We start from the raw sequence: 13672 nt of genomic DNA on the forward strand, positions 1-13672 counted from the left end.
ACAGACCGGCCGCTGACCACCCTTGCGGCGATGCGCTGGTCAGTGCACGTGCTGGCCGGTGCGTAGTCGCCCCGGCTCGACCACCTCGGCGTAGACACCGAAGCAGGCCGCCTGGCCCAACCCGGCCACCGGGACGCGGTAGTGCCGGGCCAGCGCGCTCAGGACGCCGCGATCGGCGGGTACGTCCGCCTGGGCGAGCCCGGGGACGACGCACCGGGGCGTGGGTACGACCACCCGGAGCAGGACGTCACCGAGTCGCAGTTCCTGACCCGGCTCGGGATCACCAGGCGCGTCGAGCACCAGGTTCGGCCGGAAACGGGCCGCCGCCGCGCCGGCTCCGCCGGTCCGTGCGCCCAGCGCAGACAACGCGCCGGTGGTCACCAGGTGTACGGCACCGAAGTCGACGAAGCGTCCACCAGGCTGTGCTCCGGCGAGCGCCGTGACGGTGTCCTGGCCGGGAGGTACGTCGTCCATCCACTGCGGCACCAGGCCCGCGTCCTGCGGCAGGGTCCGGTGCAGCCTCGGGTCGGACGGCACCTCCCGGATCAGTCGCACCGGGCGGCCGAGATGATGACCGAGCACCGTCTCCGCCTCGGCGGTCCCGGCCCGCACCTCGTGGCCGTCGACGCGCAGGGTCAGCGTCGGTTCGGGATCGCCGTCGCGCAGCGTCGCACCGACGTCGAGCAGGCGTCCCCACCGTCGCGGGTGTTTGGCGCTGCCGATGGTCGCGTCCTGTCCGTCGACGCACGCCCACACCCGGTCACCCCGCAGGCCGGCCGGTTCGACGTCGACCTCCGGCAGGATCTCGGCCCGTGCGCTCTTGAGCGGATAGCGCCGCAGCGCGACGACCTTCGGCATCGCTGCCTTCCTTGCGTTCCCACCAACCTGGACCGTCCGAGGTTAACTGTCACCGGACGGAACGCCGGGAACTCGACCGGCCTGTCGGACGACGCGGTACGTGGAGGCGATCGACAGCGGTTGCGGTGCCGGACGGCGAAGGCGGGGGAGCGGGATGCCCGGGAGCGGGGCGGCGCGGTCCTTCAGCGGCGCGCAGTGGGCGGTGCTGGCGAGCGGCCTGCTGGTCAACGTCGGCTCGTTCTCGATCTATCCGTACCTCGCGGTGCTGCTGCGCGAGCGGATGGGTCTGGGCATGGGGCAGATCGGCGTACTGCTCGGGGTGGCGACCCTGGTGCAGTTCGCCAGCGCACCGGTCACCGCCGCACTGGCCGAGCGGATCGGCCTGCAACGGTGCCTGCGCGGCGCGACGGTGCTGTACACGCTGGGCGGATGCGGGTTCCTGGCGGGGGAGGGGCGGCCGGGGCTCACCGTCGCCGGTCTGGTGCTGATCTCGGCCGGCGGCGCGCTCTACTCACCGGCGTACCGGGGATATCTGGTGCACGGTGTCGGCCCGGAGGCGCGGCCCCGCCTGGTCTCCGCCGGCAACGCCGCCGGGAACCTCGGCATCGCCCTCGGACCGGTGGTCGGAGCACTGCTCATCCGGTACCCCGGGGCGATGTTCACCGTCGTCACGGCGCTCTACGCCGGTCTGGCGCTCGGGCACCTGTTCCTGCCCCGCGAGCCGTCGGGTGCACCGACCGTGCCGGTGGAGCCGTTCCGGCGGGTGCTGTCCGGTGTGGCGGTGTTGCCGTTCGCCGTGACCGCGCTCTCCATCTATCTCTACATGCAGTTCTATCAGTACCTCTCCAGCTATGCGCAGGGACGGGTGGCCACCCTGGTCTTCGGGGCCGCCATGATGGGGTACTCCCTCGGCCTGGCCCTCGCCCAGCCACTGGTGGCCGAGCGGGTCGGGCGGATGGCGTACCGGCCGGCGATGGCCGTCGGCTTCGGCTGCCTGGCGGTCGGGATGGTCGCCTTCGCCGCCGGCCACTGGTCGAGCCTCCTGGTCGGGGTGACCGTGATCAGCCTCGGCAACGCCGTGCTGTTCCTCAAGAACGACCTGGAGGCGCTGGCCCGGTCGCGCCGGTCCGCCACGGTGGTCTTCGGGCAGCAGCGGCTGGCCGTCGGCGTCGGCTCCTTCCTCAGCGGGGTGGTCGGCGGCAACGCGTACGGGGCCTTCGAGGCGGCCGGGCTGCTGCCGGGGTTCTGGCTGGCGGTGGCGGCCCAGTGCGTACTGCTTCCGCCGCTCCTGCTGGGCGGACGCGCGCTGGTCCGGAGTCGCCGGGACGCGACGGCCGGGTCCCGAGCCGCCGGTCCACGGTGACGTCGCGGGAACCAGGTACGCCGCCTCGCCGACTAGACCTATCGAGCGGCCACCGCAATGCCGCCGGCTGACGCACCCCGGGAGAACTCGTGCCGCGACCCCGTCCGCTCGTTGCCGCCCTCGCTGTTTCGCTGGCGCTGACCAGCGCCTGCGGTGCCGGTGCCGACGACACCGCCTCGTCGACCACCCTGCGCATCGCGCTGAGCGCCGAGTCCGGCGCGCTGGACCCGCACGCGTTCACCGGCAACTTCCTGCTGCTCGACGCCCTCTACGAGCCGCTGGTGACCTACGGCCGGGACGGAGCGTTGGAACCGGGGCTGGCGCAGTCCTGGACCGTCGCCGAGGACGGCCGGCAGGTCACGTTCGACCTGCGCGACGGCGTCCGCTTCACCGACGGCACGCCGGTCGACGCCGCCGCCGTCAAGTGGAACTTCGACCGCTGGGTGGGCAACGAACGGTTCTCCTTCTTCCGCGCGTCCCGGGTGATCACCACGGTCGAGGCCCCCGACCCGGACACCGTCCGTCTCACCCTGGCCGAACCGTACGAGCCACTGCTCCAGGAACTGTCGATCGTCCGTCCCGTCCGGCTGCTCAGCCCGGCGTCGGTGGCCGCCGACGGCACGTTCGGGCAGCCGGTCGGCACCGGCGCGTGGAAACTGGACTCGACCAGCGCCACCGGTGCGGTGCTGACCCGCAACGACGACTACTGGGGCAGCCGACCCGAGGTGGAGCGGCTGGAGTTCCGCGTCATCCCGGACTCCCAGGCGCGCGCCGACGCCCTCACCAACGGCGAGATCGACCTGATCGGCGGCGCCTACCTCGCGCCGATCACCCCGATCGAGGCCAGGGCCCTCGGTGAACGCGACGACGTCACGCTGCTCACCGGCGCGCCGGACGTCTCCATCATGCTCGGGTTCAACCCGGACGGTCCGGCCGGCGACCGGGCCGTCCGGGAGGCCGTGAGCCGGGCCGTCGACACCACCTCCCTGGCGAGGACACTGCTGCTGGACTATGCCGAGCCGGCCCGGCGGGTGTTCCCGCCCGACGTGCCGGACTCCGGCACCGACCTGCCGATCGGATTCGACCGGGCGGCGGCGAACCGGGTCCTGGACGCCGCCGGATACGCCCGCGACGGCGACACCCGCGCCAAGAACGGCACGCCGCTCGCCCTGCGGCTGCTCGTCCCCGCCACCCCCGCCGAGGGCCAACTCGACCCCCGCACCATGGCCTCGGCGATCGCCGCCGCCCTCACCGAGGTGGGCATCACCGTGGAGATCGCCCCGGTCGACGCCGCCACCTACTACGACGAGCGGGCCGAGGGCCGCTACGACCTGACGTTCTTCGAGACCCTCGGCGCACCGTACGACCCGTCCAGCTCGATCGTGTCGCTGTTCACCAGCGGTGCGAGGGCCCCGCTGTGGGTCACCCCGCAGACCGAGGACCTGGTGGACAAGGCGCTGTACGCCCGCGACCCCGCGTCCCGCGCGGCGGCCCACCAGAACCTGTACGACGCGGTCGCCGCCGACGTCGGGTTCGTGCCGCTGGCGTACCGGCCGCGCCTGTGGGCGGTACGCGACCGGGTGCAGGGCTTCGCCGTGCCGCCCAGCGACGTGGACCTCGAACTGACCGGGGTCACCCTCGGGTGACCGGGGCCGGGTGGCTGCGCCGCGTCGGCGGTCGGGTCGCACGGTGGACCGTCGACACCGTCGGCGTACTCCTCGCGCTCTCCGCCGGCACCTTCGCCCTCGTCCTGCTGGCCCGGGGCGACGCGGCGGCGATGCTCGCGGCGACCCGGGCCGGCCGCCCGGCCACCCCCGAACAGGTCGAGGCCGTCCGCGTCGAACTGGGCATGGACGCCCCGGCTCCGGTGCGGTACGCGCGGTGGCTGCGCGACGCCGTCACCGGAGACTTCGGTGTGTCGCTGCGCACCGACACACCGATCGGACCCGAGATCGCCGACCGGATCGGCGTGACCCTCGGCCTGGTGGCCGGCTCCACCGTGGTCGCCCTGACGGTGGGGGTGGTGGTCGGTGTCGCCGGGGCGGTGCTGCGTCGCGGCCCACTGCGCGGCACTCTGCGCGTCGGGGCGCTGCTGGCCACCTCCGTACCGGCGTTCTGGCTCAGCTACCTGCTCGTGCTGCTGCTGGCGCTCCGCCTGGGCCTGGTGCCCACCTCGGGCATGGCGGGCCCGGCGACCTGGGTGATGCCGATGGCGGTGCTCGGACTGCCGGCGGCCGGTGTCCTCAGCCGGGTGGTGGCCGTGACGCTGCGCGAGGCGCTCGACCGGCCCTACGTGCTGGCCGCACAGGCCCGAGGAAGCTCACCGCTGTCCATCGTGTTCCGGGACGGCCTGCCCAACGCCGCCGGGCCGATCCTGTCGGTCGCCGGGTTCACCATCGGCACCCTGCTGGTGGGCACGGTCGTGGTGGAACAGATCTTCGGCTGGCCCGGCCTCGGCGCCTACTTCGTCCGGGCCGCCGCCGCCCGCGACGTACCGGCACTCCAGGCCAGCGCGCTCCTGCTCGGCGGCGGGTTCATCCTGGCCAACCGGCTCGCCGACGTGGTGCAGGGGCTCGTCGACCCGCGATCGCGCCGCACCGTCGGCCCACCCGGGACCCGTCGCGTCCCGGCCGTCCGGGGAGAGCCGACATGAGCCGCCTCCCGAGGATCACCGGACACCTGCGGACCGCGATGGTGGCGCTGCCGCTGCTGGTGTTCGCGGTCGTCGGACTGCTGGCGCCGCTGCTCGCTCCGGCCGACCCGACCGCCAACGACCTGGCCGCGAGCCTGCTGCCCCCGTCGACCGAGCACCTGCTCGGCACCGACCAGCTCGGTCGCGACCAGCTCAGCCGGATCCTGCACGGCGCGCGGATCTCCCTCACCGTCACCGCGGCGGTCCTGGCGATCTCGGTGACCGTCGGCGTGGTGGTCGGCACGATCGCCGGGTACCTGGGCGGCCGGGTCGACCGGATCGTGGCCCGGATCGTCGACATGGCCGTCTCGCTGCCCGGCATGCTGGTGGCGCTGGCCGTCGTCGGCGTACGCGGTGCGGGCACGGAGAATCTCGTCATCGCGATGTCGTTGTGGGCCTGGTCCCCGTACGCCCGCATCGCCCGCGCCCGGGTCGCCGGTCTGCGCGACAGCCCACACCTGGACGCCCTGCGGCTGCTCGGCGCCGGACCCGCCCGCATTCTCGGCCGGCACCTGCTGCCGCCCGCGCTCGGCCCGTGCCTGGTCTACGCCAGCACCGACGTCGGCGCCATCGTGCTCGGCGTGGCCACGTTGAGCTTCCTCGGCCTGGGCATCCCGCCCCCGCACGCCGAGTGGGGCCAGATGCTCGTCGAGGGGCGACCGCATCTGGGCTCGGCCTGGTGGCTGGCGTACCCGCCGGGCATCGCGATCACCGCGATCGTGCTCGCCAGCAACCTGCTCGGCGAGCGCCTGGCGGCCGGCGACGAACGCCCCTCGATCCTGCGGTGGGTGCTCCCGACGCGCCCGCGAATCCCGCGTCCGCCGTCGGCCGACGCGTCCCCTGCTCCCGGCGGACCTTCCGTTTCCACCGAGGCTCCGGCATCCGGCGGAGCCTCCGGACCCGGTGACGTTGCCGGTCCCGACGGTGCTGCTGCTCCCGGCGGTCCTTCCGTTCCCGGTGGGGTCGCGCCCGGCGGCGAGCGGGACGACGCCCTGCTGTCCGTCCGCGACCTCGTGGTCAGCTATCCGTCCGGCGGCGGGCGGCGTCGGGTCGTCGCGGGAGTCGACTACGAGGTGGCCCGGGGCGAGATCCTGGCGATCGTCGGCGAGAGCGGCAGCGGCAAGACCACCTCGGCGCTGGCCCCGTTCGGCCTGCTGGACCCGAGCGCGACCGTCTCCGGCTCGGCGACGCTGCGGATCGGACCCGACGTCCACGACCTCGTCGGCCTCGCCCCGTCCGCCCGCCGCCGACTCCACGGCCGCCGGGTGGGCGTGGTCTTCCAGGACAGCCTCGCCACTCTCAACCCGTTGCGGACCATCGGCGCGCACGTCGACGAGGCCGTCCGCAACGCCGGTCGCGGTGGCGGCCGGGCGGCGACCCGCCGCGTCACCGAAGACCTGCTGCGCCTGGCGGGCCTGACCGACCCGGCCACCGTCGCCCGGCGCCATCCGCACCAGCTCTCCGGTGGGATGCGGCAACGCGCGCAGATCGCCGTCGCCCTCGCCGGGCGACCCGCCCTGCTGGTCGCCGACGAACCCACCTCCGCCCTGGACGTCACCGTGCAGTCCCACCTGCTCGACCTGCTGGCCCGCCTCCGCGAGGACCTGGACATGTCCATGATCATCGTCAGTCACGACCTGGCCGTGGTGACCCGGCTGGCCGACCGGGTCGCCGTCGTCTACGCCGGCCGGATCGTCGAGTCCGGACCGCTCGACGCCGTGACCGGTGACCCCGCCCACCCGTACACCCGTGGTCTGCTCGACGCCGTCCCCCGAGCGGGAGCGGCACCCGGCACCCGTTTCCGCACCATGCCGGGGCGCTCCGGTGCCGGCCCGGACGACGCGCCGGGCTGTGCGTTCGCGCCACGGTGCCCGATCGCGGTGCCCGCCTGCGCCCACGAGACACCCGTACCGGTGACGGTGGACCCACGGACCGGGCACCGGTCGGCGTGCCTGCGGGCACCCGGCCGCGCCGAGCTGCCGGCCGCCGCCGGTGAACGGGACGGTGGCTGACCGATGCTGCGGGTGGACCAGGTCAGCGCCGGCTACTCCGGATCCCGCGCAGCCCCTCGGGTGGTCGAGGAGGTCACGCTCCGGGTCGACGCGGGGGAGATCGTCGGACTTGTCGGCGAGTCGGGATGCGGCAAGACGACACTCGCCCGCGTGATCACCGGCTTGCACCGGCCGCACACGGGCGTGGTCCGGTTCGCCGGGGTGGACGTACACGGGCTGCGCGGTCGGGAGCTGCGCACGCACCGGCGGCAGATCCAGATGGTCTTCCAGGACCCCTACCTGACCCTCAGCCCTCGCCAGACGGCGCGGCAGGCGGTGGCGGAGCCGCTGCACATCCACCGGATCGGCGACGCCCGGTCCCGGGCCGCGCGGGTCGCCGAACTGCTGGACCTCGTCGGGCTGGACCCACCGGCGGGTGACCGCCGACCCCGCGACCTCTCCGGCGGGCAGCGGCAACGCGTGGCGATCGCCCGGGCGTTGGCGCTCGGTCCCCGCCTACTGGTCTGCGACGAACCGGTCACCGCGCTCGACGTGTCGGTGCAGGCGAAGGTCCTCAACCTGATCTGCGACCTTCGTGACCACCTCGGGCTGGCCTGCCTGTTCATCTCCCACGATCTCGCCGTCGTCCGGCAGCTCGCCGACCGGATCGCGGTCATGCACCAGGGCCGCATCGTCGAGCAGGGCGCGACCGCGCAGGTCACCACCGCGCCCCGCCACCCGTACACCCGCACGCTGCTCGCCGCCGCCCCCCGGATGTAAGGAGGGGTCCCCTGCTATACACCAGGCGATAGCAGGGGACCCCTCCTTACATCTCGGCGGGCAGGCCGACGGGGCGGGTGAGCCGCGCGACGACGGAGGCCAGGCGCTCGTCGAAGGCGGCGGCGTCCAGTGCGGTGGCCAGCTCCGCCCGGCATGCCTGGGCGGCCAGGGCGTGCCGTTCCAGGCCGGGCTCGGTGATCTGGCAGTAGACCCCACGGCGGTCGTGCGCGCAGCTCACCCGGGCCGCGAGTTGCTTGGCGGTCAGGCGGGTGACCAGGCGGCTCATCGAGGACTGGTCGAGGGCGACCGCGTCGCTGAGGTCCTGGATGCGCATGCCCCGAGGGTTGCCCCGGGTCAGCTCGTCGAGCACGAGCAGCTCGGTGAGGGTCAGGTCGAAGTCGCGGGTGAGCCGTCGGTCCAGCGTCTGCCCGAGTCGACCGGTGAGGACGGTCAGCTGCCGCCACAGGGCGAGCAGGTCGGGCTGTCCGTCGCGTCGCTCCGCCATCGGGCCCCCTTCGTCTGCTGCCGCCCTACCCTACATGTCGCTGCTCATTCAATGTAACAGCATCTTCTTTTCGTGCCTGACTGCAAGTAGGGGCAGGGAAACACGCGTAAGGCACGCTGAAGTGCGCCAGAATAATGTGTGCACATGCATGTAGTATCCCAGCGTCAATCCCCGATCACCCGGCTCGGAGGTCCACACCATGTCCAGTGACACGCCGTCTCTGGCTGCAACCGAGGGGGCCGCGTCGCGGTGGGCAACCGACGACGCGCCCGATCCCACCGGCCCGACCCCGGTCACCGACGACCGCCTCGACCCGGCCTTCCTCAAGATGGCCGGGGTCCTGCTGCTGGCCCTGCTCATGGCGCTTCTCGACGAGACGATCGTCAACGTCGCGGTGCCGCGCCTGACCGCGGTGTTCGACGCGCCGCTGTCCACCATCCAGTGGGTCACCGCGGTCTATCTGCTCGCCGTCGCGATGGCCACCCCGGTCGCCGGGTGGGGGGTGGACCGGTTCGGCGGCCGACGAGTGTGGATCTTCGCCGTCGTGCTGTTCACCCTCGGCTCGCTGCTGTCCGGTCTGGCCTGGTCCGCCGAGAGCCTGATCGCGTTCCGCGTGGTCCAGGGGATCGGCGGCGGCATGATCTTCCCGGTCGTGCAGGCACTGATCGCCCGCGCCGCCGGCCCCGCCCGCGTCACCAAGGCGATGGGCCTCATCTCGATCCCGCTCACCGTCGGCCCGGTGCTCGGCCCGATCCTCGGCGGCTTCTTCGTCGACGACATCAGCTGGCGGTGGATGTTCTTCATCAACCTGCCGGTCGGCGTGGTGGCGCTGGTGCTCGCGCTTCGTGTGCTGCCCGCCGACGGTCCCACCGGGGACACCACCGCGCCGAAACTGGACCTGCTCGGCCTGGCCCTGCTCTCGCCCGGATTCGCCGCGCTGATCTACGGCCTCGTCACCGCCGCGCACCGCGGCGACTTCGGTGACGGGCGGGCGGTCACCGCCTTCGTCGTCGGCGCGGCCCTGCTCGTGGCGTACGTGCTGCACTCCCTGCGTACCAGCGCACCGCTGATCGACGTACGGCTGTTCCAGAAGCGCGGGTTCACCATGTCGGTGGTCACCATGCTGCTCGTCGGCGCGGTCGCCAACGCGCTGCTGTTCCTCACCCCGCTCTACTACCAGCAGGCGCGCGGGTTCGGCGCACTGCACGCCGGCCTGCTGATGGTCCCCTCCGGCATCCTCGGTGCCGCCGGTGCCATCGCCGTCGGCAAGACCGGTTCCCGCCTCACCGCGCGGGCCACCGCACCGATCGGCATGCTGCTCGCCGCACTCGCCGCGCTGGTGCTCTCCGGCGTCGGACCGGACACGTCGCAGACGGTGACCGCCGTCGCGTTCGGCGTCGGCGGATTCGGGATCGGGTTCACGGTGCCGGGCGTGATGGCGTTCATGTACCTCGCCGTCGGTGCCGCCGACGCGCCCCGGGCCACCAGCGCGCTGTTCATCCTCAACCAGATCGGCGGGTCGCTGGGCATCGCCGTGGTGGCGGTTGCCCTCCAGGACCGTCTCGCCGCCGCCGGGACCTTCGCCCCCGAGGCGTACGGCCGGACGTACTGGTTCGTGGTCGGGTTCGCGCTCGTGGCCGGACTGGCCGCCGCGTTCGTGCCCGGACCGCTGCGCGCCCCGAATACCGGGGTGACGCCGGAGGTGCGGTGAACAGCCGTACGTATCAGTTGTGTGAACTTGTGTGAACACTTGCGCCGCACTTCATCAGCCGTTCGGCCGGGTCTGGCTGACAATTTCGGGAGTTCGGTCGTGAACAGGGTTGGGGGTCTTGTTCACTTCCACTTAATCCGATAGAACACGAGTGGGTCCGCTGCGCGGCCCGTCCGCCTCGTAGTTCTAGGAGGACTACTTCATGGCACGTACACCTGGTGTGGGCCCCTCCTCGCCCGCCTTCTCCCGTCGCGGGGTGCTGCAACTGGGCGGCAGTTTCGCGCTCCTGCTCGCTACCGGCGCCTGCGCCGCGAACAGCGACTCGAACTCGGACGACTCGACGTCCGGCGGTCAGACCGCCAGCACGCTGCGGATCGCGGTGTCGAGCTACCTGTCCAGCTGGGATCAGGACTTCGTCGGCTTCGACCTGACCGCGCTGATGATGTTCAAGAACGTCTTCCCCTACATGATCGACTACGGCGTCACCACCGCCGGTGACAGCCAGATCCTCGACACCCAGAACGTCACCCCGACCTTCGCCGAGTCCTTCGAGCCGGACGCGGAGCAGAAGGTCTGGACCTTGAAGCTGCGCCGGGGCGTCACGTTCGCCAGCGGCAACGAGATGACGGCCGCCGACGTGAAGTGGTCCAAGGACCGCGCCTTCGCCGCCCAGGCGAACGTGGCCGGCATCTACCGCACCATCGGCCTGACCGAGGCCGACCAGGTCAAGGTCGTCGACGACTACACCGTCGAGTTCCACCAGGCGTTCCCCAGCGCGCTGACCCGGCAGATCCAGGCGATCTCGCTGTACGTCTTCGACTCGGAGGAGGCCAAGAAGCACGCCACCGCCGACGACCCGTGGGCCAAGGAGTGGTTCGCCAAGAACGCCCCCACCGGCGGCTACTACAACGTCGCCAAGGCCACCCAGGGGCAGGAGATCGAGCTGGCGGCGAACACCGGCTACCCGGGTCCGGACGCGCCCAAGACGCCGACCATCCGGATCTCCGTGGTGCCCGCCGCCTCGAACCAGCGGCTGCAACTCCAGGCCGGTGACATCGACATCGCCCTCGGCGTCAGCCAGCGCGACATCGAGGACCTGCGCAGCACCGACGGCGTCAAGGTGATCTCGGCGGCCAGCAACCGCCAGGTCGCGATCCAGATGTCGGTCACCTCGGCGCCGTTCGACAACGTCGACGTCCGCAAGGCCCTGGCCTGGGCGGTGCCGTACGAGCAGATCATCAACAACGTGTACGGCGGTGACGCCCGTGCCGCCAAGAGCCCGGTGCCGCTGGACATGCCCGGGTACGACGAGAGTGGCTACCCGTTCACCCACGACGTGGACCGGGCCCGCGCCGCGTTGAACGCCGCCGGTCGGGCCTCGGTCGAGTCGGAACTGGTCTTCGAGGCCGACAACGAGGAGCAGCAGCGCATCGCGGTGCAGGTGCAGAGCGAGGCGGCGAAGGCCGGCATCAACCTCAAGCTGACCCCGCTGGACCCGGCGACCCTCGGTGAGCGGCGGACCCGCAAGAACATCCCGCTCCAGCTCACCTCCGGGCAGCTCTGGGTCAACGACGTCGAGTACATGCTCGCGACGAGCTTCGTGAAGGGCGCGAACCTCAACTACTCGAACTACACGAACGCCGAGATCGAGCAGATCTACGAGCGGTCGCACACCACCGTCGAGGAGGCCGCCCGCAACGCGCTGTGGCAGCGGGTCCAGCAGATCCTCGCCGAGGACGTGCCGTGGGTGGTGATCTGCCAGCCCAACTTCAACCTCCCGGTCCGCGAGGCGGTGGCCGGCTGGGTGCAGCCGATGGACGGCCTCGCCCGGTTGCGCTACCTGACCAGGTCGGCCTAGGCGCGGCCGGCTCCCTTCATGCGAATCCTTCGTTTCGTCGTCAGGCGGCTGCTCCAGCTCATCCCGGTGTTGCTCGGGGTGGTCGTCCTGACCTTCCTCATCGTCCGGGTGCTGCCCGGCGACCCGGTCCGCAGCATCCTCGGCCAGAACGCCAGCGAGGCGGACGCCGAGGCGGCCCGCGCCCGGTTCGGGTTGGACCAGCCGCTGTGGCGGCAGTTCCTCGACTACCTCGGTGGGCTGGTCACCGGCGACTTCGGCACGTCCATCCAGAGCGGCGGTTCGGTCGGCGCGGAGATGGCGCTGCGGATCGGACCCACCCTGGAGCTGGTGGTCATCGCGGTCTCCATCGCGCTGGTGGTGGCGACCGTGCTGGGGGTCTGGTCGGCCCGGCGCGCCAACAGCCTCGGCGACCACGGCGTCCGGATCTTCGCCCTGGTCGGCAACTCCATCCCGGAGTTCTGGCTGGGCCTGGTGCTCGTGCTGGTCGGCTACAGCATGCTGGGCTGGTTCCCGGCGCCCAGCGGACGGGTCGACCCGGACACGAACCTGACCCCGCTGACCGGCGCCGGCCTCGTCGACGCCGCGCTGACCGGGAACGGACCGGCGCTGGCCAGCGCCGCCGCGTACCTGGCCTTGCCGGTGCTGACCCTGGTCGTCGGTGTGATGGCACCGCTGCTGCGCAGCGTCCGGGCGTCGGCGCTGGAGGTGCTCAACTCCGAGGCGTACACCGCGGCGGCGGCGCACGGGCTGCCGCAACGGACCCTGCTCTACGGCTACCTGCTGCGCTCCACGCTGCTGCGGCTGCCGGCCCTGGCCGCGTTGGTCTTCGGCACCGCCATCGGCTCGACCGTCCTGGTCGAGTACGTCTTCTCCTGGCAGGGCTTCGGCCAGTGGGCGCTGCGCGGCCTGCTGTACCGGGACTACCCGGTGGTGCAGGCGTCCGTTGTGGTGATCGCGCTCTGCTACGTGCTGGTGTTCCTCATCGCCGACGTGGTCCACGCGATCCTCGACCCGAGAGTGAGGATCTGATGGCAGACCTGCGCGGTGTCGGCCCCGGGGACGCCGGCGCCGACGCGGTGATCGTCACCGGCAGTCGGGACGACCGCTTCTCCCGCATCCTGATCATCACGGGCGCGACCATCCTGGCCGTGGTCGCGCTGGCCGCCCTGGCCGCGCCACTGCTCTCCTCCTGGGGCGCCACCGAGGTCGACCCGAACGCCACCCTGGCCGCCCCGGGCGGCGCGCACCTGCTCGGCACCGACACCAACGGGATGGACATCTGGAGCCGGGTGCTGCACGCGGCCCGGCTGGACCTGGGCATCGCGGTCGCCGCGGTGGCCCTGGCGGTGGTGGTCGGCACGCTGCTCGGCCTGGTGGCCGGTTACCGGGGCGGCTGGATCGACGACGTGCTCATGCGGATCGTCGACATCTTCCAGGCGTTCCCCACCTTCATCCTGGCCCTGGCGGTGGCGGCCCTGCTCGGCAACGGCACGGTCAACCTCATCATCACCATCGCGGCGGTGAACGCCCCCGCGTACGCCCGACTGGTCCGCGCCGAGGTACGCACCCAGCGAGAATTGCCCTTCGTCGACGCCGCGGTGACCTCCGGGGCCTCGACGACCGGCATCCTCTGGCGGCACCTGCTGCCCAACAGCCTCACCCCGGTCCGGACGATCGCGCCGCTGAACTGCGGCTGGGCGATGCTCACCCTGGCCGGGCTCTCCTTCCTCGGGCTGGGCGTCAGCATCCCGGAGGCCGAGTGGGGCGCCATGATCAGCCTCGGCGCCCCGGACGTGGTCGGCGGCCGGTGGTGGACCAGCGTGCCGCCCGGCCTGGCCCTGTTCGTCTCCGTGCTGGGGTTCAGCCTGCTCGGCGAGGGCCTGCAGGAACGCGCGAACGCGAAGCGGCGGTAAC

At 72.3% G+C, this 13672-nt stretch carries 11 protein-coding genes; 9 read left to right on the top strand and 2 right to left on the bottom strand.

Annotation, left to right across the window (positions count from 1 at the left end; all coding sequences use genetic code 11):
• Positions 1-39: 39 nt before the first annotated feature.
• Positions 40-858: an MOSC domain-containing protein gene (locus ACFYTT_RS02880; RefSeq protein ID WP_387257360.1), complete on the bottom strand. Its 819-nt coding sequence runs from the start codon at positions 856-858 to the stop codon at positions 40-42.
• A 154-nt stretch (positions 859-1012) separates the two neighbouring features.
• On the opposite strand from ACFYTT_RS02880, the gene ACFYTT_RS02885 reads away from it, so the two are divergent.
• From ACFYTT_RS02885 to ACFYTT_RS02905, 5 genes are all read left to right on the top strand, one after another.
• The gene (locus ACFYTT_RS02885; RefSeq protein ID WP_387257362.1) at positions 1013-2221 is read left to right on the top strand and encodes an MFS transporter; all 1209 of its coding nucleotides are present in this window, start codon (positions 1013-1015) and stop codon (positions 2219-2221) included.
• Positions 2222-2310: 89 nt separating this feature from the next.
• A complete protein-coding gene (locus tag ACFYTT_RS02890) occupies positions 2311-3867 on the top strand; it encodes an ABC transporter substrate-binding protein (RefSeq protein WP_387257363.1) in 1557 nt (518 codons plus the stop codon).
• Positions 3864-4874 carry an ABC transporter permease gene (locus ACFYTT_RS02895; protein ID WP_176092690.1) on the top strand — a complete coding sequence of 337 codons (1011 nt, stop codon included), beginning with the start codon at positions 3864-3866 and terminating at the stop codon, positions 4872-4874. The genes ACFYTT_RS02890 and ACFYTT_RS02895 overlap by 4 nt, the downstream gene beginning before the upstream one ends.
• The gene (locus tag ACFYTT_RS02900) at positions 4871-6925 is read left to right on the top strand and encodes a dipeptide/oligopeptide/nickel ABC transporter permease/ATP-binding protein (protein ID WP_387257365.1); all 2055 of its coding nucleotides are present in this window, start codon (positions 4871-4873) and stop codon (positions 6923-6925) included. The genes ACFYTT_RS02895 and ACFYTT_RS02900 overlap by 4 nt, the downstream gene beginning before the upstream one ends.
• 3 nt (positions 6926-6928) lie before the next feature.
• Positions 6929-7684 (top strand): ABC transporter ATP-binding protein, encoded by a 756-nt coding sequence (locus tag ACFYTT_RS02905; protein WP_387257367.1) that lies wholly within the window; start codon positions 6929-6931, stop codon positions 7682-7684.
• Between the two features lie 46 nt (positions 7685-7730).
• Here ACFYTT_RS02905 and ACFYTT_RS02910 read toward each other — a convergent pair whose 3' ends face one another.
• Positions 7731-8189 (bottom strand): MarR family winged helix-turn-helix transcriptional regulator, encoded by a 459-nt coding sequence (locus ACFYTT_RS02910; RefSeq protein ID WP_387257369.1) that lies wholly within the window; start codon positions 8187-8189, stop codon positions 7731-7733.
• Positions 8190-8388: 199 nt separating this feature from the next.
• Here ACFYTT_RS02910 and ACFYTT_RS02915 point away from each other — a divergent pair, with 199 nt between their 5' ends.
• The 4 genes from ACFYTT_RS02915 (at position 8389) to ACFYTT_RS02930 (ending at position 13671) form a co-directional block, all read left to right on the top strand.
• Positions 8389-9900, top strand: a complete 1512-nt coding sequence (locus ACFYTT_RS02915; protein ID WP_387257370.1) for a DHA2 family efflux MFS transporter permease subunit — start codon at positions 8389-8391, stop codon at positions 9898-9900.
• 202 nt (positions 9901-10102) lie between these two features.
• A complete protein-coding gene (locus ACFYTT_RS02920; protein ID WP_387257372.1) occupies positions 10103-11758 on the top strand; it encodes an ABC transporter substrate-binding protein in 1656 nt (551 codons plus the stop codon).
• A gap of 18 nt (positions 11759-11776) precedes the next feature.
• Positions 11777-12787, top strand: coding sequence for an ABC transporter permease (locus ACFYTT_RS02925; RefSeq protein WP_131054863.1), 1011 nt, complete (start codon positions 11777-11779; stop codon positions 12785-12787).
• Positions 12787-13671, top strand: coding sequence for an ABC transporter permease (locus tag ACFYTT_RS02930; RefSeq protein ID WP_176092673.1), 885 nt, complete (start codon positions 12787-12789; stop codon positions 13669-13671). The genes ACFYTT_RS02925 and ACFYTT_RS02930 overlap by 1 nt, the downstream gene beginning before the upstream one ends.
• The last annotated feature ends 1 nt before the right edge of the window (position 13672 follow it).

The organism is Micromonospora sp. NPDC003816 (genome assembly GCF_042874705.1).
In the GTDB taxonomy this organism is placed as follows: domain Bacteria; phylum Actinomycetota; class Actinomycetes; order Mycobacteriales; family Micromonosporaceae; genus Micromonospora.

Coding starts and splice junctions, on each gene's coding strand:
- ACFYTT_RS02910 (WP_387257369.1), bottom strand. CDS start 8,189: ATGGCGGAGCGACGCGACGGACAGCCCGACCTGCTCGCCCTGTGGCGG.
- ACFYTT_RS02905 (WP_387257367.1), top strand. CDS start 6,929: ATGCTGCGGGTGGACCAGGTCAGCGCCGGCTACTCCGGATCCCGCGCA.
- ACFYTT_RS02930 (WP_176092673.1), top strand. CDS start 12,787: ATGGCAGACCTGCGCGGTGTCGGCCCCGGGGACGCCGGCGCCGACGCG.
- ACFYTT_RS02880 (WP_387257360.1), bottom strand. CDS start 858: ATGCCGAAGGTCGTCGCGCTGCGGCGCTATCCGCTCAAGAGCGCACGG.
- ACFYTT_RS02925 (WP_131054863.1), top strand. CDS start 11,777: ATGCGAATCCTTCGTTTCGTCGTCAGGCGGCTGCTCCAGCTCATCCCG.
- ACFYTT_RS02915 (WP_387257370.1), top strand. CDS start 8,389: ATGTCCAGTGACACGCCGTCTCTGGCTGCAACCGAGGGGGCCGCGTCG.
- ACFYTT_RS02900 (WP_387257365.1), top strand. CDS start 4,871: ATGAGCCGCCTCCCGAGGATCACCGGACACCTGCGGACCGCGATGGTG.
- ACFYTT_RS02920 (WP_387257372.1), top strand. CDS start 10,103: ATGGCACGTACACCTGGTGTGGGCCCCTCCTCGCCCGCCTTCTCCCGT.
- ACFYTT_RS02885 (WP_387257362.1), top strand. CDS start 1,013: ATGCCCGGGAGCGGGGCGGCGCGGTCCTTCAGCGGCGCGCAGTGGGCG.